This window comes from Bradyrhizobium sp. INPA03-11B (assembly GCF_040446015.1).
Classification (GTDB): Bacteria; Pseudomonadota; Alphaproteobacteria; order Rhizobiales; family Xanthobacteraceae; genus Bradyrhizobium; species Bradyrhizobium macuxiense_A.
On record NZ_JASGSR010000049.1, the window covers coordinates 1 to 21124 of the forward strand.

15 protein-coding genes and 1 pseudogene are annotated in these 21124 nt (G+C 64.5%); 10 read left to right on the forward strand and 6 right to left on the reverse strand.

Going from position 1 to position 21124, the window contains the following annotated elements; genetic code table 11:
- A pseudogene (locus QMZ05_RS21025) lies at nucleotides 1-177 on the reverse strand (sulfurtransferase); the annotation flags it as partial.
- A 254-nt stretch (nucleotides 178-431) separates the two neighbouring features.
- On the opposite strand from QMZ05_RS21025, the gene QMZ05_RS21030 reads away from it, so the two are divergent.
- The 3 genes from QMZ05_RS21030 (at nucleotide 432) to QMZ05_RS21040 (ending at nucleotide 3040) form a co-directional block, all read left to right on the forward strand.
- Nucleotides 432-710, forward strand: coding sequence for a metal/formaldehyde-sensitive transcriptional repressor (locus QMZ05_RS21030; RefSeq protein WP_353702513.1), 279 nt, complete (start codon nucleotides 432-434; stop codon nucleotides 708-710).
- 22 nt (nucleotides 711-732) lie between these two features.
- A complete protein-coding gene (locus tag QMZ05_RS21035; RefSeq protein ID WP_353702473.1) occupies nucleotides 733-1830 on the forward strand; it encodes a nickel/cobalt efflux transporter in 1098 nt (365 codons plus the stop codon).
- A 121-nt stretch (nucleotides 1831-1951) separates the two neighbouring features.
- The gene (locus QMZ05_RS21040; protein WP_353702474.1) at nucleotides 1952-3040 is read left to right on the forward strand and encodes a Cj0069 family protein; all 1089 of its coding nucleotides are present in this window, start codon (nucleotides 1952-1954) and stop codon (nucleotides 3038-3040) included.
- 358 nt (nucleotides 3041-3398) lie between these two features.
- On the opposite strand, the gene maiA is transcribed toward QMZ05_RS21040, so the two are convergent.
- The 3 genes from maiA to metF all read right to left on the reverse strand — a co-directional run bounded on the left by maiA (nucleotide 3399) and on the right by metF (nucleotide 9162).
- Nucleotides 3399-4058, reverse strand: a complete 660-nt coding sequence (gene maiA, locus QMZ05_RS21045; RefSeq protein WP_353702475.1) for a maleylacetoacetate isomerase — start codon at nucleotides 4056-4058, stop codon at nucleotides 3399-3401.
- A gap of 333 nt (nucleotides 4059-4391) precedes the next feature.
- Nucleotides 4392-8246, reverse strand: coding sequence for a methionine synthase (metH, locus tag QMZ05_RS21050; RefSeq protein WP_353702476.1), 3855 nt, complete (start codon nucleotides 8244-8246; stop codon nucleotides 4392-4394).
- A gap of 1 nt (nucleotide 8247) precedes the next feature.
- Nucleotides 8248-9162: a methylenetetrahydrofolate reductase [NAD(P)H] gene (gene metF, locus QMZ05_RS21055; RefSeq protein WP_353702477.1), complete on the reverse strand. Its 915-nt coding sequence runs from the start codon at nucleotides 9160-9162 to the stop codon at nucleotides 8248-8250.
- Between the two features lie 390 nt (nucleotides 9163-9552).
- On the opposite strand from metF, the gene QMZ05_RS21060 reads away from it, so the two are divergent.
- A complete protein-coding gene (locus QMZ05_RS21060) occupies nucleotides 9553-10575 on the forward strand; it encodes an LLM class flavin-dependent oxidoreductase (RefSeq protein ID WP_353702478.1) in 1023 nt (340 codons plus the stop codon).
- 169 nt (nucleotides 10576-10744) lie between these two features.
- On the opposite strand, the gene QMZ05_RS21065 is transcribed toward QMZ05_RS21060, so the two are convergent.
- Together QMZ05_RS21065 and QMZ05_RS21070 are read right to left on the reverse strand one after the other, a co-directional pair.
- Complete coding sequence (locus QMZ05_RS21065) at nucleotides 10745-11605, reverse strand: prephenate dehydratase (protein WP_353702479.1); 861 nt, start codon at nucleotides 11603-11605, stop codon at nucleotides 10745-10747.
- Between the two features lie 78 nt (nucleotides 11606-11683).
- Complete coding sequence (locus tag QMZ05_RS21070) at nucleotides 11684-12424, reverse strand: 3-deoxy-manno-octulosonate cytidylyltransferase (protein ID WP_353702480.1); 741 nt, start codon at nucleotides 12422-12424, stop codon at nucleotides 11684-11686.
- 201 nt (nucleotides 12425-12625) lie between these two features.
- Here QMZ05_RS21070 and QMZ05_RS21075 point away from each other — a divergent pair, with 201 nt between their 5' ends.
- The 6 genes from QMZ05_RS21075 (at nucleotide 12626) to QMZ05_RS21100 (ending at nucleotide 21109) form a co-directional block, all read left to right on the forward strand.
- Complete coding sequence (locus QMZ05_RS21075) at nucleotides 12626-13174, forward strand: cytochrome c family protein (protein WP_050422188.1); 549 nt, start codon at nucleotides 12626-12628, stop codon at nucleotides 13172-13174.
- Between the two features lie 215 nt (nucleotides 13175-13389).
- Nucleotides 13390-15294, forward strand: coding sequence for an extracellular solute-binding protein (locus tag QMZ05_RS21080; RefSeq protein WP_353702481.1), 1905 nt, complete (start codon nucleotides 13390-13392; stop codon nucleotides 15292-15294).
- Between the two features lie 17 nt (nucleotides 15295-15311).
- Nucleotides 15312-17183, forward strand: coding sequence for an extracellular solute-binding protein (locus QMZ05_RS21085; protein WP_353702482.1), 1872 nt, complete (start codon nucleotides 15312-15314; stop codon nucleotides 17181-17183).
- Nucleotides 17184-17186: 3 nt separating this feature from the next.
- On the forward strand, nucleotides 17187-18296 hold the full coding sequence (yejB, locus tag QMZ05_RS21090; protein ID WP_353702483.1) for a microcin C ABC transporter permease YejB: 1110 nt from the start codon (nucleotides 17187-17189) through the stop codon (nucleotides 18294-18296).
- A complete protein-coding gene (locus QMZ05_RS21095) occupies nucleotides 18296-19480 on the forward strand; it encodes an ABC transporter permease (protein ID WP_146989021.1) in 1185 nt (394 codons plus the stop codon). Before yejB ends, QMZ05_RS21095 begins: the two co-directional genes overlap by 1 nt.
- 3 nt (nucleotides 19481-19483) lie before the next feature.
- The gene (locus tag QMZ05_RS21100; protein ID WP_353702484.1) at nucleotides 19484-21109 is read left to right on the forward strand and encodes an ABC transporter ATP-binding protein; all 1626 of its coding nucleotides are present in this window, start codon (nucleotides 19484-19486) and stop codon (nucleotides 21107-21109) included.
- Nucleotides 21110-21124 lie beyond the last annotated feature (15 nt).

Here is a 21124-nt window from a genome sequence, read left to right on the forward strand (position 1 = left end):
GCTGAGGCTGGAAGCCCAGTCCTGGACGTCGAGATGCGAACGCCTGATCGCGCCCGGGATCAGGCGCGGATCGGCGGTGAAGTCTTCATCGATGCGAACGTCGACGAGCGTCGGCGCCTTGGCCGTGCCGATGAGACGAGACAGTTTTTCGGATGAGATCGATGTGTATGACGACATGGTGCGCCCTTGGTGACAGGACGCGATTCTTGGGCATGTCGCCTCGCGGGGAGATCGCACATCCCCGTGCCGTCAATAGAAGACCAATACGCGTTGCTGTCAACCGCACAGCCGGACCGGCGGATCACCAAGAATTCAGCAATTATGACAGGAACAATCACAGCGCTGAGTTTCAGCCCGTGACGTCGCGGATTCCGCCGAAACGGGCCGACAGCGATATTGACCAATATAGGGTACCCCCCTATATTATTCGCATGTCGCACACCATCAAGCACAAGTCCAAGCTCGTCGGCAGGGTTCGCCGCATCAAGGGTCAGTTGGAGGCCGTCGAGCGGGCCCTGGAATCCGAGATCGGCTGTGCCGACGTGTTGATGCTGGTGGCCTCGGTTCGCGGCGCCATCAACGGCCTCACCGCCGAATTGCTCGAGGATCACATCCGCCACCACGTCGTGGATCCCTCCCGGGAAATGGATCCCGAGAAGGCCCAGGGCGCCGCGGATCTGATCGACGTCGTTCGTACCTATTTGAAGTAACGCCTCTCCTGAAACGAAGCCTATGACCGATCTGTCTCAGTTGCTGCAGCAGAGCAGCGCGCATGCATGGCTGTTCATCCCCAGTGCGATCCTGCTCGGCGCACTGCACGGTCTCGAGCCCGGCCACTCCAAGACGATGATGGCGGCCTTCATCGTCGCGATCCGCGGCACGGTGGCGCAGGCGGTGCTGCTCGGCCTGTCGGCGACGATCTCGCACACCGCGATCGTCTGGCTCGTCGCGCTGGCGGGTCTGCATTTCGGCCAGCAATGGTCCGGCGAACGCAGCGAAGCCTATCTGCAACTGGCCTCGGCGGTGATCATCATCGCGATCGCGGCCTGGATGGCCTGGCGCACCTGGCGCGAGCAGACTTCGGAGCACGATCATCGCCATGACCACGATCATGACCATGACCATGGTCATCACCATCACGACGAAACGCGCCAATTGACCCTGGCCGGGCAGCCGCTGTCGCTCGAAGTCTTCGAGGACGGCGTGCCGCCGCGCTGGCGGTTGCGGAGTGAGGCCGGGGCGCTGCCGGCGGCCGGCGAGGTTGTTGTCGTGACGATCCGCCCCGACGGCAGCGAGCAACATTTTCGCTTCGCCGAGCAGAACGGCTATCTGGAAAGCATCGATGAAATTCCGGAGCCGCATGAATTCAAGGCACGCGTGTCGGTGCGGGCAGACTTCGCGGAAGTTCTGTTCGAAGAGCACGACCATGCGCATATGAACCTCGGCGAGGCGGACGATGCGCATGCCCGCGCGCACGCGGCCGACATCCGCAAGCGCTTTGCCGGACGCACCGTCACGACGTGGCAGATCATCCTGTTCGGCCTGACCGGCGGGCTCATCCCGTGCCCGGCGGCGATCACCGTGCTGCTGCTTTGCCTTCAGCTCAAGCAGTTCAGCCTCGGCTTCGTGCTGGTGCTCTGCTTCGGCATCGGGCTCGCCATTACCATGGTCTCCGCCGGAGTCGCGGCCGCGCTCAGCCTTCGCCATGTCGAGCGTCACTGGGGCGGCTTCAGCCGATTCGCACAGCGCGCGCCTTACGTGTCGGCCGCGCTGATCGTGCTGGTCGGCCTCTACACCGGCTGGCTGGGGCTGCACGGGATCATGGCGTGATCCTACGTCGATCTTGAAACCTGCGCGAAGTCGTCTAGAGTTACGCCCACGGGGACAAGCAGACTCCCCGTGAGACTTCGGTCCAAGCTCTGCGCGACATCAACCGTCGTGGAGCTTTGATATGGACACCGAACCACACACATTTCTTCGTTCCGAAAATCGCCGTTCCAGGATCGCGATCCTGTGGCGTGGAGATGCCGCAGCGCGCCGCGCGGCGACGCCGCAGAACAGCCGCTTCGTTCGCGTCTTCGAAGCGCTCGATGCCGCCGGCATCGAGGCCGTGCCCGTCGTCTATGACGAGACATTCGCCGATCTCGTCCGCGACCAGCTGCTGACCATGGACGGCGTCCTGGTCTGGGTCGATCCGATCCACCAGGGCAAGACGCGGGCGGCGCTCGACGCGCTGCTGCGCGAGGTCGCGGCGAAGCGTCCGTGGGTCAGCGCCCATCCTGACGTCATCTTGAAGATGGGCGTCAAGGAGGTGCTCCATCGCACGCGTCACCTCGGCTGGGGCGCCGATACGCATCGATACGCCACGGCCGATGCTTTCCGCGCCGAATTCCCGCCGCGGCTTCGCGTGGCCGGTCCGCGTGTCCTCAAGCAGAACCGCGGAAATGGCGGGCAAGGCGTCTGGAAGGTGGAAGCCTTGCCGGACACGACGGTGCGCGTGCTGCACGCGCTGCGCGGCAGCCAGCCCGAGGAGCTGCCGCTGGAGGCCTTCATGGCGCGCTGCGAGCCATACTTCGCCTGGGGCGGCTGCATCATCGATCAGCCATTCGAGCCGCGGCTGCCCGAGGGCATGATCCGTTGCTATGTCAGCGGCCCGAAGGTCGCGGGGTTTGGGCACCAGTTGATCAAGGCCTTGATCCCGCCGCCTCCAGAAGGCCCGGATTCACCGCAAGCCCAGCCCGGCCCGCGCATCATGCACGGCCCCGATGCGCCGCAATTCCAGGCGCTGCGACGTTTGATGGAGGACGAATGGATTCCGCAGCTGATGGAGACGCTGGCGATCGACGAAGCGTCACTGCCGGTGATCTGGGATGCGGACTTCCTCTACGGCCCGCGCGATGCTGATGGTGCCGATACCTACGTGCTGTGTGAGATCAACGCCAGCTCGTGCTTTGCGATCCCCGACGAGGCGCCGGCCGCGATCGCGCGGACGGTCAGCGATCGCATTGCCCGGAATGTGGAGAGCGATACCGGCGGATAAGCAAAGCTCGGAGCATTCGTATCGCGAGAACGCGAAGCTGTGCCCTCATCCTCATCTGTCATCGCCCGGCTCGACCGGGCGATCCAGTACGCCGCGGCTTCTCGGTTCAATTACGACTGTCTCTGGAATACTGGATCACCCGCTTTCGCGGGTGATGACATCGGTTGCTTGATATCTTGAATCGAGAACCATCCACCGCGTCGTCCTGGCGAAACCAGGACCCAATACCCCCAATATTCGTTGTTGCGCGACGCTGGGGCCGCGATCCCGTTCACAACCCAACCCTGTGGTTATGGGTCCCGGCTTTCGCCGGGACGACCCGTGGAGGAGACTGCGCGCAACAGCCGGCGTCGCGCGCCTACTTCGCCCGCACCGCCTCCGGCGTGTCCGGCTGCGCCGAGGGATGGGCCTTGGCGAATGCCGGCAGTGCCATCGCGGTCTCGTGGATTCGCTTCACGGTTGGCCAGGGCGACAGGCTGATCTGCTGATTGATCGCCGCGGTGACGTGGCCGACCAGGCAGATGTCGGCGATGGTCGGCGCATCGCCGTGGCAGAGCCGGCCGATTGCCTTGTGGCCGGCGAGGTGGCCCTCGAGCGCCGCCAGCGTCTCGACCGTCCAGTGCCGCCGCCAGGCGTTCTGCTGGCTGTCGCGCAAATCGAGCTCGCGGTCGAGATAGCGGCGCACCCGCGGCGTCAGCAGCGGATGACCCTCGCAGGCGACCATCAGCGCGAGCCCGCGCACCCGGGCGCGGCCGAGCGCGTCGGATGGCAGCAGCGGCGGGTCGGGATAGGTCTCGTCGAGATAGTCGATGATCGCGAGCGACTGGAACAGCACGGTGCCGTCGTCGGTCACCAGCGCCGGCAGCGCCATCTGCGGATTGATCTTGCGGTAGGCGTCAGCGCGATGCGCGTCGGCATCGAGGTCGACGAACACGACATCGGCCGGCACGCCCTTCAGGTTGAGCGCGGTCCGCACCCGAAAGCTCGCCAGCGATCGCCAGAAGGAGAAGAACTGCATGGGGGATTTCTCTCTGCGTCAAACGACGAGGCCCGCAGCCCGGATGAAGCGCAAGCGAAATCCGGAAGCGGCCAGCGTGCGGTCGCAGTCTATCCCGGATTGCGCTTCGCTGCATCCGGGCTACGGCGCGCGCCATGGAGATTAAACGTATCAGAGAGGCGGTCTTATCCTCCCCTGGAGGGGGAGGATCGGTTCGCATGAAATGCGAACCGAGGTGGGGTGAAGGTCTGTCGTGTCGGGCGGTGCCCGCGTGGAGGGATCACCCCACCCCGGAGTGCATTCCGCTGCGCTCCATGCGCTCCGACCCTCCCCCTCCAGGGGAGGGTGAAGGGCCTAGCCCGCTCCCACCTTCTTCTTCCGCCAGGCGAGGTGCACCGCGCAGGTGCAGCCCTGCGGATGCGAGGCCAGTTCCTCGTCGTTGGCGGGCGTCGCGGCGGGCGCGATCGCCTGGCCCTTGGCGCCGTCCTGCGACGGGATGTAGTTCAACACCGGCGCCAGCCAGCGCTCGACCTCGGCGACCGTCATGGCCTTGCGCGCGGCATAGTCCTCGACCTGGTCGCGCTCGATCTTGCCGACTCCGAAATAGAAGCTTTCGGGATGCGAGAAATACAGGCCCGAGACCGACGAGCCCGGCCACATCGCAAAGCTCTCGGTCAGCTTCACGCCGGCGGTGTTCTCTGCGTCGAGCAGCGCGAACAGCGTCCGCTTCTCGGTGTGGTCGGGTTGGGCCGGATAGCCGGGCGCCGGGCGGATGCCGTCGTACTTCTCGAGGATCAATTCGTCCGCCGACCACGCCTCGTCAGGTGCATAGGCCCAGAACTCCTTGCGCACGCGCTGGTGCATGCGCTCGGCAAACGCCTCGGCGAGACGATCGGCCAGCGCCTTGCACAGGATCGAGGAGTAGTCGTCATTGGCGTTCTTGAAGCGGTCGGCGACCGCATCCTCGCCGATCCCCGCCGTGACGACGAAGCCGCCGATATAGTCGGGCACGCCGGTCTCCTTGGGCGCGACGAAGTCGGACAGCGCGGCGTTGAAGCGGCCCTCGCGCTTCTCGAGCTGCTGGCGCAGCGTGTGGAAGGTCGCGATCCTTTGCTTCCGCGTCTCGTCGGCATAGACCTCGACGTCGTCGCCGACGGCATTCGCCGGCCAGAAGCCGACGGTGGCGCGGGCCGTGAACCACTTCTCCCTGATGATCGTGTCCAGCATCTTGCGCGCGTCGGCATAGAGCGAGCGCGCGACCTCGCCGACCTTGGGATCGTCGAGGATCGCCGGGAAGCGCCCCGTCAGCTCCCAGGTCTGGAAGAACGGCGTCCAGTCGATGTAGTCGGCAAGCTCCGCCAGATCGTAGGCGTCGAAGCTCTTCAACCCGAAGAAGGCCGGTTGCTTCGGCGGCACTGCTGCAAAGTCGATCGCGACCTTGTTGGCGCGGGCATCGTTGAGCTTCAGCCGCTTCTTGTCGGCCTGGGCGCGGAAATGCGCGGTCGAGATTTTCGCGTATTCGGCACGCACCTCGGCGGCATAGGCCTGCTTCTTCTCGGCCGACAGCAGCGAGGAGGCGACGCCGACGGCGCGGCTCGCGTCGTTGACATGCACGACCGGGCCGCCCGGATAGTTCGGGTCGATCTTCACGGCGGTGTGCACGCGGCTCGTGGTGGCGCCGCCGATCAAGAGCGGCACGTTCATGCCCTGCCGTTCCAGTTCGCCGGCGAGGAAGCTCATCTCGTCGAGCGAGGGCGTGATCAGGCCGGACAGGCCGATGATGTCGGCGCCCTCGGCCTTCGCAGTCTCGATGATCTTGTTGGCGGGCACCATGACGCCGAGGTCGATGACCTCGAAATTGTTGCACTGGAGCACGATGCCGACGATGTTCTTGCCGATGTCGTGGACGTCGCCCTTGACCGTCGCGAGCACGATCTTGCCCGCGGCGTTGCGGCCGCCGGTGATGCCGTTGGCGAGGTTGCGCGCCTTCTCCTCCTCCATGAACGGCATCAGATAGGCCACCGCCTGCTTCATCACGCGCGCCGACTTCACGACCTGCGGCAGGAACATCTTGCCGTCGCCAAAGAGGTCGCCGACCACGTTCATGCCGGCCATCAGCGGGCCCTCGATCACATCGAGCGGGCGGGACGCATTGACGCGCGCGGCTTCAGTGTCCTGCTCGATGAACTCGGTGATCCCATGCACCAGCGCGTGGCTGAGTCGCTTCTCGACCGGCCATTCGCGCCAGGCGAGATCGGCCTCCTTGGTCTGCTTCTCCTTGCCGCGAAATTTCTCGGCGAGCGCCAGCAGCCGCTCGGACGCGCCGGGATCGCGGTTGAGGATGACGTCTTCGCAGGTCTGACGCAGTTCGGGATCGATGTCGTCATAGACGATCATCTGACCGGCATTGACGATGCCCATGTCCATGCCGGCATGGATCGCGTGATACAGGAACACCGAGTGCATCGCCTCGCGCACCGGCTCGTTGCCGCGGAACGAGAACGACAAATTGGAGACGCCGCCGGAGATGTGGGCGCCGGGCAGGTTCTGCCGGATCCAGCGTGTCGCCTCGATGAAGTCGACGCCGTAATTGTTGTGTTCCTCGAGGCCGGTCGCGATCGCGAAGATATTCGGATCGAAGATGATGTCCTCGGGCGGGAAGTCGAGCCGATTGACCAGGATGTCATAGGCGCGCTTGCAGATCTCGGTCTTGCGCGCGAACGTGTCGGCCTGGCCGGTCTCGTCGAACGCCATCACCACCACGGCGGCGCCGTGGCGCTTGGCCACCGTCGCCTCGTGCAGGAACTTGTCCTCGCCTTCCTTCATCGAGATCGAGTTCACGATCGGCTTGCCCTGGATGCACTTCAGGCCGGCCTCGATGACGTGGAATTTCGAGGAATCGACCATCACGGGCACGCGCGCGATGTCGGGCTCGGCGGCGACGAGGTTGAGGAACGTCACCATCGCATTCTCGGAATCGAGCAGGCCTTCGTCCATGTTGACGTCGATGACCTGGGCGCCGTTCTCGACCTGGTCGCGCGCGACTTGCAGCGCGGCGGTGTAGTCGCCCGCGGTGATCAGCTTGCGGAAGCGCGCCGAACCGGTGACGTTGGTGCGCTCGCCGACGTTCACGAACGGGATCGCGTTGGTCAGCGTGAACGGTTCTAGGCCGGACAGCCTGAGCCGCGGTTCGATCTCGGGCACCACGCGCGGCTTGTGCGGGGCGACGGCCCTGGCGATCGCCGCGATATGGTCGGGCGTGGTGCCGCAGCAGCCGCCGACGATGTTGACGAGGCCGGCGGCGGCGAACTCGCCGATCAGCCGCGCCATGTAGTCCGGCGTCTCGTCATACTGGCCGAACTCGTTGGGCAGGCCGGCATTCGGATATGCGCACACAAGCGTGTCGGCGACGCGGCCGATATCGGCGATGTGCGCGCGCAGATCCTCGGCGCCGAGCGCGCAGTTGAAACCGATCGTGATCGGCTTGGCGTGCCGCACCGAATGCCAGAACGCCTCCGGCAGCTGCCCGGAGAGCAGGCGGCCGGACTTGTCGGTGATGGTGCCGGAGATCATCACGGGCACGTCGATGCCGCGTTCCTCGATGATCTCGGCGATCGCGTACAGCGCAGCCTTGGCGTTCAGCGTGTCGAAGATGGTCTCGACCAGCAGCAGATCGGCGCCGCCATCGAGCAGGCCCTTGGCCTGTTCGCCATAGGCCTTGCGCAGATCGTCGAAGGTCACCGCGCGATAGCCGGGATTGGAGACGTCCGGCGAGATCGAGGCGGTACGGTTGGTCGGGCCGAGCGCGCCGGCGACGAAGCGCTCCTTGCCGTCCTCGGCCGATACGCGCTCGGCGGCGGCGCGCGCCAGGCGAGCGCCTTGCAGGTTCATCTCATAGGCAAGGTCCGACATGTCGTAGTCGGCCTGCGCGATCGAGGTCGAGGAGAAGGTGTTGGTCGCGACGATGTCGGCGCCGGCGCGCAGATACGCGGCGTGGATGTCGGTGATCGCCTCGGGCTGGGTCAGGATCAGGAGATCGTTGTTGCCCTTGATGTCGCGATGGAAGTCCGCAAAGCGCGCGCCGCGGAAGGCGGCTTCGTCGAACTGCAGGCCCTGGATCATCGTGCCCATGGCGCCGTCGAGCACCAGGATGCGCTCACGGGCAGCCGCGAGCAAAGCGTTACGCTTGGGAGAAACGGGAACGGACATGTCAGGCAGCTTTCTGGGCACCGTTCGGCCGGATGCCGAGCAGATGGCTGATCGCGAACACGAGGTCCGCGCGGTTCATGGTGTAGAAGTGGAAGGTGTCGACGCCGTGCTTGAACAGCTTCTGCACCTGGCCGGCGGCGACGGTTGCCGCCACCAGCTTGCGGGTCTCGGCGTCGTTGTCGAGGCCCTCGAACTTCTCGGCGAGCCAGTCCGGCACGCTGGTGCCGGCGCGGGTGACGAAGTTGCGCGCCTGCTTGAAATTGTGCATCGGCATGATGCCCGGAACGATCGGGATCTCGATGCCGCGCGCCCGCACCCTGTCGACATAGCGATGATAGAGGTCGTTATCGAAGAACACCTGGGTGATCGCGCGTGTCGCGCCGGCGTCGACCTTGGCCTTCAGCGTGTCGATGTCGGTGTCGAAGTCGGCGGCTTCCGGATGCTTCTCCGGATAGGCGGACACCGAGATCTCGATATCGGCGTGGCGCTTCTTGATGCCGGCGACGAGCTCGGCCGAGCTTTGGTAGCCGTCGGGATGGGTGAAGTAGGGCGTGCCGATGCCGCCGGGCGGATCGCCGCGCAGCGCCACGATGTGGCGGACGCCGACCTCGTGATAGCGGTCGACGATCTCGTCGATCTCGCCGCGCGAGGCGCTGACGCAGGTCAGGTGCGCGGCCGGCAGCAGATCGGTCTCGCGGAGAATGCGGGTGATGGTCGAGTGGGTGCGCTCGCGGGTCGAGCCGCCGGCACCGTAGGTCACCGAGACGAAGTTCGGCGTCAGCGGCGCCAGGCGGTTGATGGTCTCCCAGAGATTGCGCTCCATCTCCTCGGTCTTCGGCGGGAAGAACTCGAAGGAGATTTTCGGCGCTTTCGGTGCGCGCTGTCCGTTCGGCACGGAGGAAATGGTCTCGGTCATGATACGCAAGGGCTCCGCAACTGGAGGGTCGACGTCCGGCCTGGATATGAAGGCCCTAAGATAGGCGAAACCGGTGGGCCAAAACAGCCCATCGGATATGGGAAATTGCCCATAGTTGACGTAGAAATGAGGAAAATCGACTGCGGGGCATGCGTGATGGGCGACGATCGACTTGTCGCGAAGATGAGTTAATTAATTGTATTATATAGAATAAATCTGAATGTGCAGCGAGTGAGGCTGCCGAAATGAATTGTGGGTAGAATAATATGTCAACGAATCATCTTGTTTCGTCCCAAGTCCTGTTGCTCTCTCCACCAGCCCTCGGGTGCGGGACTGCTCTGCGCAGCCGGGCTCTTTGTCGCCTCCTGACGTCACACTAGGTTGTCGGCCATGATCCCGCTCTCCGTCCTCGACCTGTCCGTCGTCACTACAGGCACCAAGCCCGCCGCGGCACTCCGCAACAGCATCGACCTGGCGCGCCATGTCGATGGTCTCGGCTATGTCCGCTACTGGCTCGCCGAGCACCACAACCTTGCCTCGGTCGCGAGCCCGGCGCCCGACCTGATGATCGGGCAGATCGCGGCGGTGACGCAGCACATCCGGGTCGGCTCGGGCGGCGTGATGCTGCCCAACCATGCGCCGCTCGTGGTCGCCGAGCGCTTCAAGATGCTGGAGGCGCTGTTTCCCGGCCGCATCGATCTCGGTCTCGGCCGTGCGCCCGGCACCGATGGCGCCACCGCTTACGCGTTGCGCAGCCGGCTCGATCGCCGTGAGGGCGATGACTTCCTCGAGCGGCTGCACGAGCTGACGCTTTGGGAGACGCGCGATTTCCCGGCCGGCCATCCCTACAACAATGTGGTGGCGATGCCGGATGATTCGCCGCTGCCGCCGATCTGGCTGCTCGGCTCGAGCGACTATTCCGCCGAGCTCGCGGCGCAGGTCGGGATGGGCTTTGCGTTCGCGCACCATTTTGCCACCCACGACGCGATCGCGGCGATGACGAATTATCGGGCGCATTTCAAGCCGTCGGGCTGGCGCGCGACGCCGCAATCGATCCTCGCGGTCGCCGTCGTCACGGCGGAGACCGATGCGGAAGCCGAGCGGCTTGCGATGTCGATGGATCTCAACCGGCTGCGCCGCGACCGCGGCCAGTATCTGCCGTTGCCAAGTGTCGAGGAGGCGGAGGCCTATCCCTACACCGACGCCGAGCGCGCCTCGATCGCACGCAGCCGCGCACGGCTGTTCGTCGGCAGCCCCGCGACCGTGCTGACGAAGCTGCAGCCGCTGATCTCAGCGACACAGGCCGACGAACTGATGGTGATCACCGCGGTCTACGACCACGCAGCGCGGAAGAAGTCCTACAGTCTGCTCGCCGAGGCGTTCGGGCTGGAGAAAACGGAAGCCGCATCATGATCGTCGTCCCGGCCTAGTGCGCAATTGCGCACGGGGGGCCGGGACCCATTACCACGGATCAAAATTGTTGTGCTTTGCTGGAGCCGCTATCCCTCCTGTAACCCAAGCCGGTGGTTATGGGTCCCGGCCTGCGCCGGGACGACGCTTGGAGAGATTGCGTTCGCTCGGCCTAGTCCTGCGTCTCGCTGAACGTCGCGCGGAACGGGTTGCCGGGATAGACGCCGAGGATGCGGAATTCGCGCGAGAAGAATTTCAATTCCTCCAGCGCAAAGGCGAGCCCGCGGTCGTTGGGATGGCCGTCGACATCGGCATAGAATTGCGTGGCGAAGAAGTTGCCGTCGACCATGTAGCTTTCGAGCTTGGTCATGTTGACGCCGTTGGTGGCGAAGCCGCCGAGCGCCTTGTAGAGCGCGGCCGGCAGATTGCGCACCCGGAACACAAAGCTGGTGACCAGCGCGCCCGAGCCCTGCGCGGCCCATTTTTCCTCGCGCGCCAACACGACGAAACGGGTGGTGTTGTGGGCCTCGTCCTCGATGTCCTCGGCGAGAATGTCGAGGCCATAGATCTCGGCGGCGAGGCGGGAGGCGATCGCCGCCACGGTCTTGTCGCCGCGTTCGGAAACGTCGCGGGCGCTGCCGGCGGTGTCGCCGGCGACGATCGGCTTGATGCCGAGCTGGCGGATCGTGCGCCGGCACTGGCCGAGCGCCTGGACGTGGCTCTCCACGCTCTTGATGTCGGCGAGCTTGACGCCCTTGATCGCCATCAGCTGGTGGCGGATCGGCAGGAACCATTCGCCGACGATGAACAGGCCCGAGGCGGGCAGCAAGTGATGGATGTCGGCGACGCGGCCGGCGACCGAGTTCTCGATCGGGATCATGCCGAGATCGGCCTCGCCCGACGAGATCACGGCCAGCGCGTCCTCGAAGGTCGGGCAGGGCATCGGCTCGGCGTCGGGATAGGCCTCGGCGATCGCGATGTGGGAATTGGCGCCAGGCTCGCCCTGGAACGCGATTTTCAGCTTCTTGGTCATGGGTGGCCTTTTAGAGCATGATCCGGAAAAGTGGAAACCGGTTTTCCGAAAAGATCATGCTCAACAAAGAGATGCCGGTTAGGCTTTGGAAAGTATCCGCCGGGCGGTTTCGAGGTCGGCCGGGGTGTCGACGCCGCGGGGGACGGTGTCGACGATGGTGATATCGATCCGCATTCCGGCCTCCAGCGCGCGCAGCTGCTCGAGCTTCTCCTGCTGCTCCAGCGGCGAGGGCGGCAGCTTCACGAACCGCTCCAGCGCTGCTCGGCGGTAGGCGTAGAGGCCAATATGATGGTAGCGCGGTCCGTCGCCATAGGGCGCGGTGGCGCGGGTGAAATAGAGCGCGCGCAACCGGCTGGCTCCGATTGGCGAGCCGACCGCCTTGACCACGCTGGGGGCCCGATCCTCATCCTCGGTATGAATCTGCGAGGCCAGGGTCGAGATGTCGACCGCGGGATCGTCGAGCGCCGGCATCACGCTCTGGATGGTCTCGGGCGTGATGGTCGGGAAATCGCCCTGCAGATTGACCACGATCTCGGCTGCGCCGCGCGGGTCGAGGGTCGTCATCGCTTCATGGATCCGGTCCGAGCCGGAGGGATGGTCGGGGCGGGTCATCACCACCTCGCCGCCGGCAGCCTTCACTGCGGCTGCGATCTCGGCCGTGTCGGTCGCGACCGCGACCCGGCCGATCCCGGCCGCCTCCGCCCGCCGCAGCACATGGACGATCATGGGCAGTCCGCCGATGTCGAGCAGCGGCTTGCCGGGGAGGCGCGTAGCGGCCATGCGGGCCGGAATCAGCACCAAGGTACGGGATTGCGTCATTCGTGTCGGGGCCCGTCCGGGCTACGGAAATTGCCGGGGAGGAGGTTCAATTCGGCGCGTTTATACGGGTTGCCAGAGCGCGGGCAAACCGATATCTCAACCCTGCCTGGGGGGAGGCACGAAAGGTCGATTCCCGGGTCTTTCCCCGCGGCCGTATTCCCGGCCTGAAGTCGACATTCAAGGCCCGGAGCCTGACCCAAAATGGACTCCTTCGAACTCAACAAAATCCTCGGTGCGGTTCTCGGCACCTGCATCGTCGTTCTGGTGATGAGCTTTACCGCCGGATCGGTGTTTTCTGCCAAGATGCCGGAGAAGCCGGGTTTTGAGATCGCGGTGAAGGAAGAGTCCCATGGCGGTGGCGGCGAGGCTGCTGCGGCCGCCTCCGAGCCGATCGAGAAGCTGCTGCAGACCGCCTCGGTCGAGAAGGGCGCGGCGGCCGCCAAGAAGTGCCAGGCCTGCCACACCTTCGAGAAGGGCGGCCCCAACCGCGTCGGTCCAAATCTCTACGGGATCGTCGGCGAGAAGAAGGGCGAGGGCCGCGGCTTCAATTTCTCGGCTGCGATGAAGGGCAAGGGCGGCGATTGGTCGTTTGACGACCTCAACAAGTTCCTGACCAACCCGAAGGGCTTCGTCCCCGGCACCGCGATGGGTTTCGCCGGCGTGCCGAAGGACAGCGAGCGCGCCGACATCATTGCGTATCTGAATTCGAACTCGGAGCATCCGGCTCCGCTCCCGACCGCCTCGAAGTAACGAATTGCTTCGCGCAAGCATGTGGATGAAACGGCCAGGCAATGCCTGGCCGTTTTCGCATGGGCAATCCGCTGTCGCGGGGTTGTTATCGGGACGTTTCGCCGCACCGATATTGTTCCCGGGTCAATATCATGAGGAAAAAGCAACGTAATTTGTCGAACCGTTGCCTTATATTGGGTCCCATGTAACCGGGGCCGCAAGCAGGAAGAGCGAATTTGGCGATCACCCGACGACACCTCCTTCAAGGCAGCGCACTGGCGGCACTCGCGCCGGCGCTCGGTATCAACTCCGGCCTGCCGGCGATCACGCCGGCTCTCGCCGACGGCGCCCCGAACGGGCTCAAATGGCGCCACGGCGTCTCCACCTACGGCGAAATCAAATATCCCGCCGACTTCAAGCGCTACGACTACGTCAAGCCGGACGCGCCGAAGGGCGGAGTGGTGCGGCTGTTCCAACCCGGCACCTATGACAGCTTCAATCTGGTCGTTGCCGGGCTGAAGGGCGCAGTCTCGGTGGCTGTCAGCCGTATCTATGACTCGCTGATGGAAGCCTCGCTCGACGAGCCCGATACGTATTACGGCGAACTTGCCGAGGCCGCAGCCTTCCCCGACGACTTCTCCTATGTGATTTATCGCTTGCGTCCGAATTCGCGCTGGCACGACGGCAAGCCCGTCACGCCCGAGGATGTGATCTTCTCCTTCGAGGCGTGGAAGGCGAACAGCCCGATGTTCAGCGCTTACTATCGCCACATCGAGAAGGCCGAGAAGGTCGGCGATCGCGACGTCAAGTTCACCTTCGATAGCCCGGGCAACCGGGAGCTGCCGATGATCACCGGCCAGCTTACAATCCTGCCCAAGCATTGGTGGGAAGGCACCGACGCGCAGGGCAAGAAGCGCGATATCACTGCGAGCACGCTGGAGCCGCCGCTTGGCTCCGGACCCTACCGGATCAAGGAGTTCGTCGCCGGACGCTCGGTGGTGCTCGAACGCGTCAAGGATTACTGGGGCAAGGACATTCCGATCGCGATCGGCCACAACAATTTCGACGAGCTGCGCTACGAGTATTTCCGCGACGACACCGTCGCCCGCGAGGCGCTGAAGGCCGACCAGTTCGACTGGTACAACGAGCGCAGCGCCAAGGAGTGGGCGTCGGCCTACGACGTTCCGCCGGTGCGCGACAAGCGGCTGCTCAAGGAGCTGTTCACCGTGCGCAATCAGGGCCGGATGCAGGGCTGGGTGTTCAATCTGCGGCGCCCGAAATTCGCCGACGCCCGGCTGCGCCGCGCCTTCAATTACGCGTTCGATTTCGAAGAGATGAATCGCGTGCTCTCGACCGGCGAGTACCATCGCGATTCCAGCTATTTCGACGGCATCCCCGATCTGATGGCGACTGGTCTGCCGGAAGGCAAGGAGCTCGAGATCCTGGAGACGGTGCGGGACAAGGTGCCGCCGGAAGTCTTCACGACGCCATACAAGGATCCGGTCGGCGGCACGCCGGAAAACGTGCGCGCCAATCTGCGCGAGGCGACGCGGCTGTTGAAGGAAGCCGGCTTCGAGATCCGCGACCGCAAGCTGGTCGACGCATCCGGCCAGCCGTTTACGGTCGAGATCCTCGGCAACAGCGGCGATTCCGGCATGGAGCGGATCACGCTGTTCTACAAGCCGAGCCTGGAGCGCCTTGGCATCACCGTCAATCTGCGCGCCGTCGACACCGTGCAGTACCAGAACCGTGTGCGCGATTTCGATTTCGAGATGGTCACCCAGGTTTGGGGGCAGTCGATCTCGCCCGGCAACGAGCAGCGCGACAATTTCGGCTCGCAGGCTGCCGATCGGACGGGCTCGAACAATCTTCCGGGCATCAAGAATCCGGCCGTCGATGCCATCATCGAAAAGATCATCTTTGCCAACAGCCGCGCCGATCAGGTCGCCGCCGCCAAGGCGCTGGACCGGGTCTTGCTCTGGAACTTCTATTGCGTTCCACACTTCAATTACGACAAGCAGCGCTATGTCTATTGGGATCGCTTCAGCCATCCCGATCCGCTGCCGAAATACGCGGTTGCAGGATTCCCAAACCTTTGGTGGTTCGACGCCGACAAGGCGGCCAAGCTCAAGCGTTCATAAGATCGAAGGATTCGCGCATGGCGCTATTCTCCCGTCGGCACGCACTCGGTCTCGGCATCGGTGCGTTGAGTGCTGCAGGCTTGCGTGTCGCACCGGCAGCGGCCGACAACGGAGCCGAGATGCACGGCATGTCGGTGTTCGGCGACCTGAAATATCCCGCGGATTTCCAGATCTTCGACTACGTCAATCCGAAAGCGCCGAAGGGCGGCGCCTTCTCGGTGATCCCGTGGGTGCGGGCCTACAACCAGTCCTACTACACCTTCAACTCACTGAACGCCTATGTCCTGAAGGGCGAAGGCGCGCAGGGCATGGACATGACGTTCGCGACGCTGATGTCGCGCGCCAATGACGAGCCCGACGCGATGTACGGCTTTGCCGCGAAGTCGGTGCAGATCTCGCCGGACAAGCTGGTCTACCGCTTCACCATGCGTCCCGAGGCGCGCTTCCATGACGGTGTGGGGCTGACCGCGCAGGACGTCGCCTTCTCGCTCACCACGCTGAAGGAAAAAGGTCACCCGCTGATCCAGGTGCAGCTGCGCGACTTCGTCAAGGCCGAGGCGCCCGATGACGCGACCGTGGTGGTGACCTTCGCGGCGGGTCGCGCGCGCGACGTGCCGCTGTTTGTCGCGAGCCTGCCGATCTTCTCCAAGGCCTATTACGCGACGCGACCGTTCGAGGACTCGACGCTCGATGCGCCGCTCGGCTCGGGGCCGTACAAGGTCGGTCGCTTCGAGGTCAACCGCTACGTCGAATACGACCGCGTCAAGGATTGGTGGGGCGCGGACCTTCCGGTCAACCGCGGCAGCTACAATTTCGATACCGTCCGCTACGAATTCTATCGCGACCGCGATGTGGCGTTCGAGGGCTTCACCTCGAAGAGCTATCTGTTCCGCGAGGAGTTCACCGCGCGCGTCTGGGCGACACGCTACGATTTCCCCGCGGTGAAGGACGGCCGCGTCAAGCGCGAGACGCTGCCCGACGACACGCCGTCCGGCGCGCAGGGCTGGTTCATCAACCTGCGCCGCGACAAGTTCAAGGATCCGCGCGTGCGCGAGGCGCTGATCTGCGCCTTCGACTTCGAGTGGACCAACAAGACCATCATGTACGATGCGTATGCGCGCACCGTCTCGCCGTTCCAGAACTCGGATATGGTCGCGGAGGGACCGCCCTCGCCGGAGGAGCTTGCGTTGCTCGAGCCGTTCCGCGGCCAGGTACCCGATGAGGTGTTCGGCCTGCCGTTCGTGCCGCCGATGTCCGATGGCTCCGGCCAGGACCGCGCTTTGCTGCGCAAGGCGGTGCAACTGCTCAACGAAGCTGGCTGTGTCGTCAAGGAAGGCAAGCGCGTGCTGCCCAACGGCGAGCCCATCACCATCGAATTTCTCAACGACGAGCCCTCGCTGCAGCCACATCATGGGCCTTACATCAAGAATCTCGGAACGCTCGGCATCGAGGCGACGTTCCGCCTGGTCGACGCGGTGCAGTACCGCGCCCGGGTGGAGGATTTCGATTTCGACATGACCATGCAGCGCTTCAGCTTCTCGGCGACGCCCGGCGACAGCATGCGGCCGTTCTTCTCCTCGCAGGCGGCGAAGACCAAGGGCTCCTACAATCTCGCAGGCATTTCCAACCCGGCGATCGATGCGTTGATCGAGAAGATCATCGGCGCGAACAGCCGCCACGAGTTGACGGTCGCCTGCCGCGCCTTCGACCGCGTGTTCCGCGCCGGCCGTTACTGGGTGCCGCAGTGGTACCGCAACACGCATCCGATCGCCTATTGGGATCAGTTCGGTCATACCGAGAAGCTGGCGAAATATACCCAGGGCGTCGGCGCGCCGGAGAATTGGTGGTACGATGCCGCCAAGGCCGCCAAGCTCGAGCAGGCGAAGTAGCCGATGAGCGCCTATATCGCCCGACGTATCCTGCTGATGCTGCCGACGCTGCTCGGCATCCTGTTCGTGTCCTTCGTGGTCGTGCAGTTTGCTCCGGGCGGTCCGGTCGAGCGCGTCATCGCGCAGATCAACGGCGCCGATACCGGCGGCACCTCGCGCGTGTCGGGTGGCGGCGGCGATTTCGGTGCGCAGCGTGGTCAGGGTGCGGGCGCCGGCGCTGCCATCAACTCGAAATACCGCGGCGCGCAAGGCCTCGATCCTGACTTCATCAAGAAGCTCGAGGTGCAGTTCGGCTTCGACAAGCCGGCGCCCGAGCGCTTCGCGCTGATGGTCTGGAATTTCGCGCGGTTCGACTTCGGCAACAGCTATTTCCGCAGCGTCAGCGTGATCCAGCTGATCAAGGAAAAGCTGCCGGTCTCGATGTCGCTCGGCATCTGGATGACGCTCCTGACCTATCTGATCTCGATCCCGCTCGGCATCCGCAAGGCGGTGAAGGACGGTTCGCGGTTCGACACCTGGACCTCGGCGGTGATCATCGTAGGCTTTGCCATCCCGGGCTTCCTGTTCGCGATCCTCTTGATCGTGCTGTTCGCCGGCGGCTCGTTCCTCAATATCTTCCCGCTGCGCGGCCTGACCTCGGACGGCTGGTCGCAATTCCCCTGGTACTGGAAGATCATCGACTATTTCTGGCATTTGACGTTGCCGCTGGTGTCGATGGCGCTCGGTGCCTTCGCCACCATGACGCTGCTGACCAAGAACTCGTTCCTCGACGAGATCCGCAAGCAATATGTGATGACCGCGCGGGCCAAGGGCTGCAGCGAGCGTCAGGTGCTCTACGGCCACGTCTTCCGCAACGCCATGCTGATCGTGATCGCCGGCTTCCCGGGCGCGTTCATCCACGCGTTCTTCTCGGGCTCGCTGCTGATCGAAACCATCTTCTCGCTCGACGGGCTCGGCCTGCTCGGCTTCGAAAGCGTGCTGAACCGCGACTATCCGGTGGTGTTCGGAACGCTGTTCATCTTCTCGCTGGTCGGACTGGTGGTCAACCTGCTGTCCGATCTCGCCTATATGTGGATCGATCCGCGGATCGACTTCGAGGCGCGGGAGGTCTGATGACACTGCTCGCACCCCAGCCGGTCGAGACCTCGACGCAATCGCCGCTCGGCGAGGCCGTGCCCGCCACGCGCCACGGCTTCTCGCCGTCGCCGCTGAACAAACGGCGCTGGCAGAACTTCAAGGCGAATCGCCGCGGTTACTGGTCGTTCTGGATCTTCCTCTTCCTGTTCGTGGCGTCGCTGTTCGCCAATTTCATTGCCAACGACAAGCCGCTGCTCGTCAAATATGACGGCCGTCTCTACTGGCCGGTGATCTTCACCTATGCCGAGACCACCTTCGGCGGCGACTTCGAGACCGCGGCCGATTATCGCGATCCTTATCTGCAGAAGCAGATCGCCGCCAAGGGCGGCAGCATGATCTGGCCGCCGATCCGTTATTCCTATGACAGCCGGAACCTCGATCCGCCGACGGCGGTGCCGTCGAAGCCGACCTGGCTGCTGACCGAGAAGCAGTGCGCGGATGTGGTGAAGCGGAAGGGGCTGACTGGCTGCCGCGACCTCGAATACAATTGGCTCGGCACCGACGATCAGGGCCGCGACGTCGTCGCGCGGCTGATCTACGGTTTCCGCATTTCGGTGCTGTTCGGCCTGACGCTGACCATCCTGTCCTCCATCATCGGCATCGCCGCCGGCGGCGTGCAGGGCTATTTCGGCGGCTGGACCGATCTGATCTTCCAGCGGCTGATCGAGATCTGGACCGCGATCCCCTCGCTCTATCTGCTCTTGATCATCTCGGCGGTGCTGCCGCCGGGCTTCTTCATCCTGCTTGGCATCCTGCTGTTGTTCTCCTGGGTCTCGCTGGTCGGCCTGGTACGCGCCGAATTCCTGCGTGGCCGCAATTTCGAATATATCCAGGCGGCGCGCGCGCTCGGCGTCTCCAACGGCAAGATCATGTTTCGCCATTTGCTGCCGAACGCGATGGTCGCGACCATGACGTTCCTGCCCTTCATCGTCTCCTCCTCGGTGATGACGCTGACGGCGCTGGATTTCCTCGGCTTCGGCCTGCCGCCCGGCTCGCCCTCGCTCGGTGAATTGCTGTCGCAGGGCAAGGCCAATGTGCAGGCGCCGTGGCTCGGCCTCACCGGCTTCTTCTCGGTCGCGATCATGCTGTCGCTCTTGATCTTCATCGGCGAAGCCGCGCGCGACGCCTTCGATCCGCGCAAGACGTTCTCGAAGGGCTGACGCATGGACGCGACCAACCAGCCTTTGCTCGATGTCCGCGACCTCTCGGTCGCCTTCGGCCGTTCGGTTGCGGTGGACGGCATCTCGTTCTCGATCAAGCGCGGCGAATGCGTCGCGCTGGTCGGCGAATCCGGTTCGGGAAAATCCGTCAGCGCGCTGTCGGTGTTGAAGCTGTTGCCTTATCCGACGGCCTCGCATCCCTCCGGCGCGATCCGGTTCCGCGGCCGCGATCTCCTGGCCGCATCCGACCATGAGATGCGCGAGGTTCGCGGCAACGACATCTCGATCATCTTCCAGGAGCCGATGACCTCGCTCAATCCGCTCCAGACCATCGAGACCCAGATCGGCGAGATCCTGTCGCTGCATCGGGGCGTCAGCGGTGCGGCGGCGCGGGCGCGGACGCTGGAATTGCTCGGCCAGGTCGGCATCCCCGAGCCGGAGACGCGGCTCAAGAGCTATCCGCACCAATTGTCCGGCGGCCAGCGCCAGCGCGTGATGATCGCGATGGCGCTCGCCAACGAGCCTGATCTGTTGATCGCCGACGAGCCGACCACGGCACTCGACGTCACCGTGCAGGCGCAGATCCTGGCGCTGCTCGCCGAGATCCGCGCACGGCTCGGCATGAGCCTGTTGTTCATCACCCATGACCTCGGCATCGTCCGCCGCATCGCCGACACGGTCTGCGTGATGAACAACGGCAAGATCGTCGAGCAGGGCCCGGTCGAGCAGGTCTTCACTGCACCGAAGCACGCCTATACGAAGGCGCTGCTGGCGGCCGAGCCGAAGCCCGATCCGGCACCGCCGCAGCCAGGCGCCGAGGTCGTGATGTCGGCGGACAATCTCAAGGTCTGGTTTCCGATCAAGCGCGGGCTGCTGCGCTCGACCGTCGGCCACATCAAGGCAGTCGATGGCGTCAGCCTCGCGGTGCGCAAAGGCGAGACGCTCGGCGTCGTCGGCGAATCCGGCTCCGGCAAGACCACGCTCGGGCTGGCGCTACTCCGGCTGATTTCGTCCGATGGACCGATCGTGTTCCTCGGCAAGGACATTCAGGGCCTGCGCTTCAAGCAGATGCGGCCGTTCCGCCGCGACATGCAGATCGTGTTTCAGGACCCCTTCGGCTCGCTCAGCCCGCGCATGTCGGTGGCCGACATCATCGCCGAGGGGCTTGAGGTGCATCAGAAGCAGCTGTCGCGCGAGGAGCGCGAGGCGCGGGTGATCAAGGCATTGAAGGATGTCGGTCTCGATCCCGACTGGCGGTTCCGCTATCCGCACGAATTCTCCGGCGGGCAGCGCCAGCGCATCTCGATCGCGCGTGCGATCGTGCTGGAGCCGAACTTCGTGGTGCTGGACGAGCCGACCAGCGCGCTCGACATGCTGCTCCAGGCCCAGATGGTCGACCTGTTGCGCGATTTGCAGCGCAAGCGCGATCTCACCTACATGTTCATCTCGCACGATCTGCGCGTGGTCGCTTCGCTGGCGAGCCATCTGATCGTGATGAAATCCGGCAAGGTCGAGGAGGAGGGGCCGGCCTCCGAGCTGTTCAAGAACCCGAAGAGCGACTACACCCGCGCCCTGTTCGCCGCCGCGTTCCGCATCGAAGCGGCCGGCGAGGGGACGGTGGCGACCTGACTGTCGTTCCGGGGC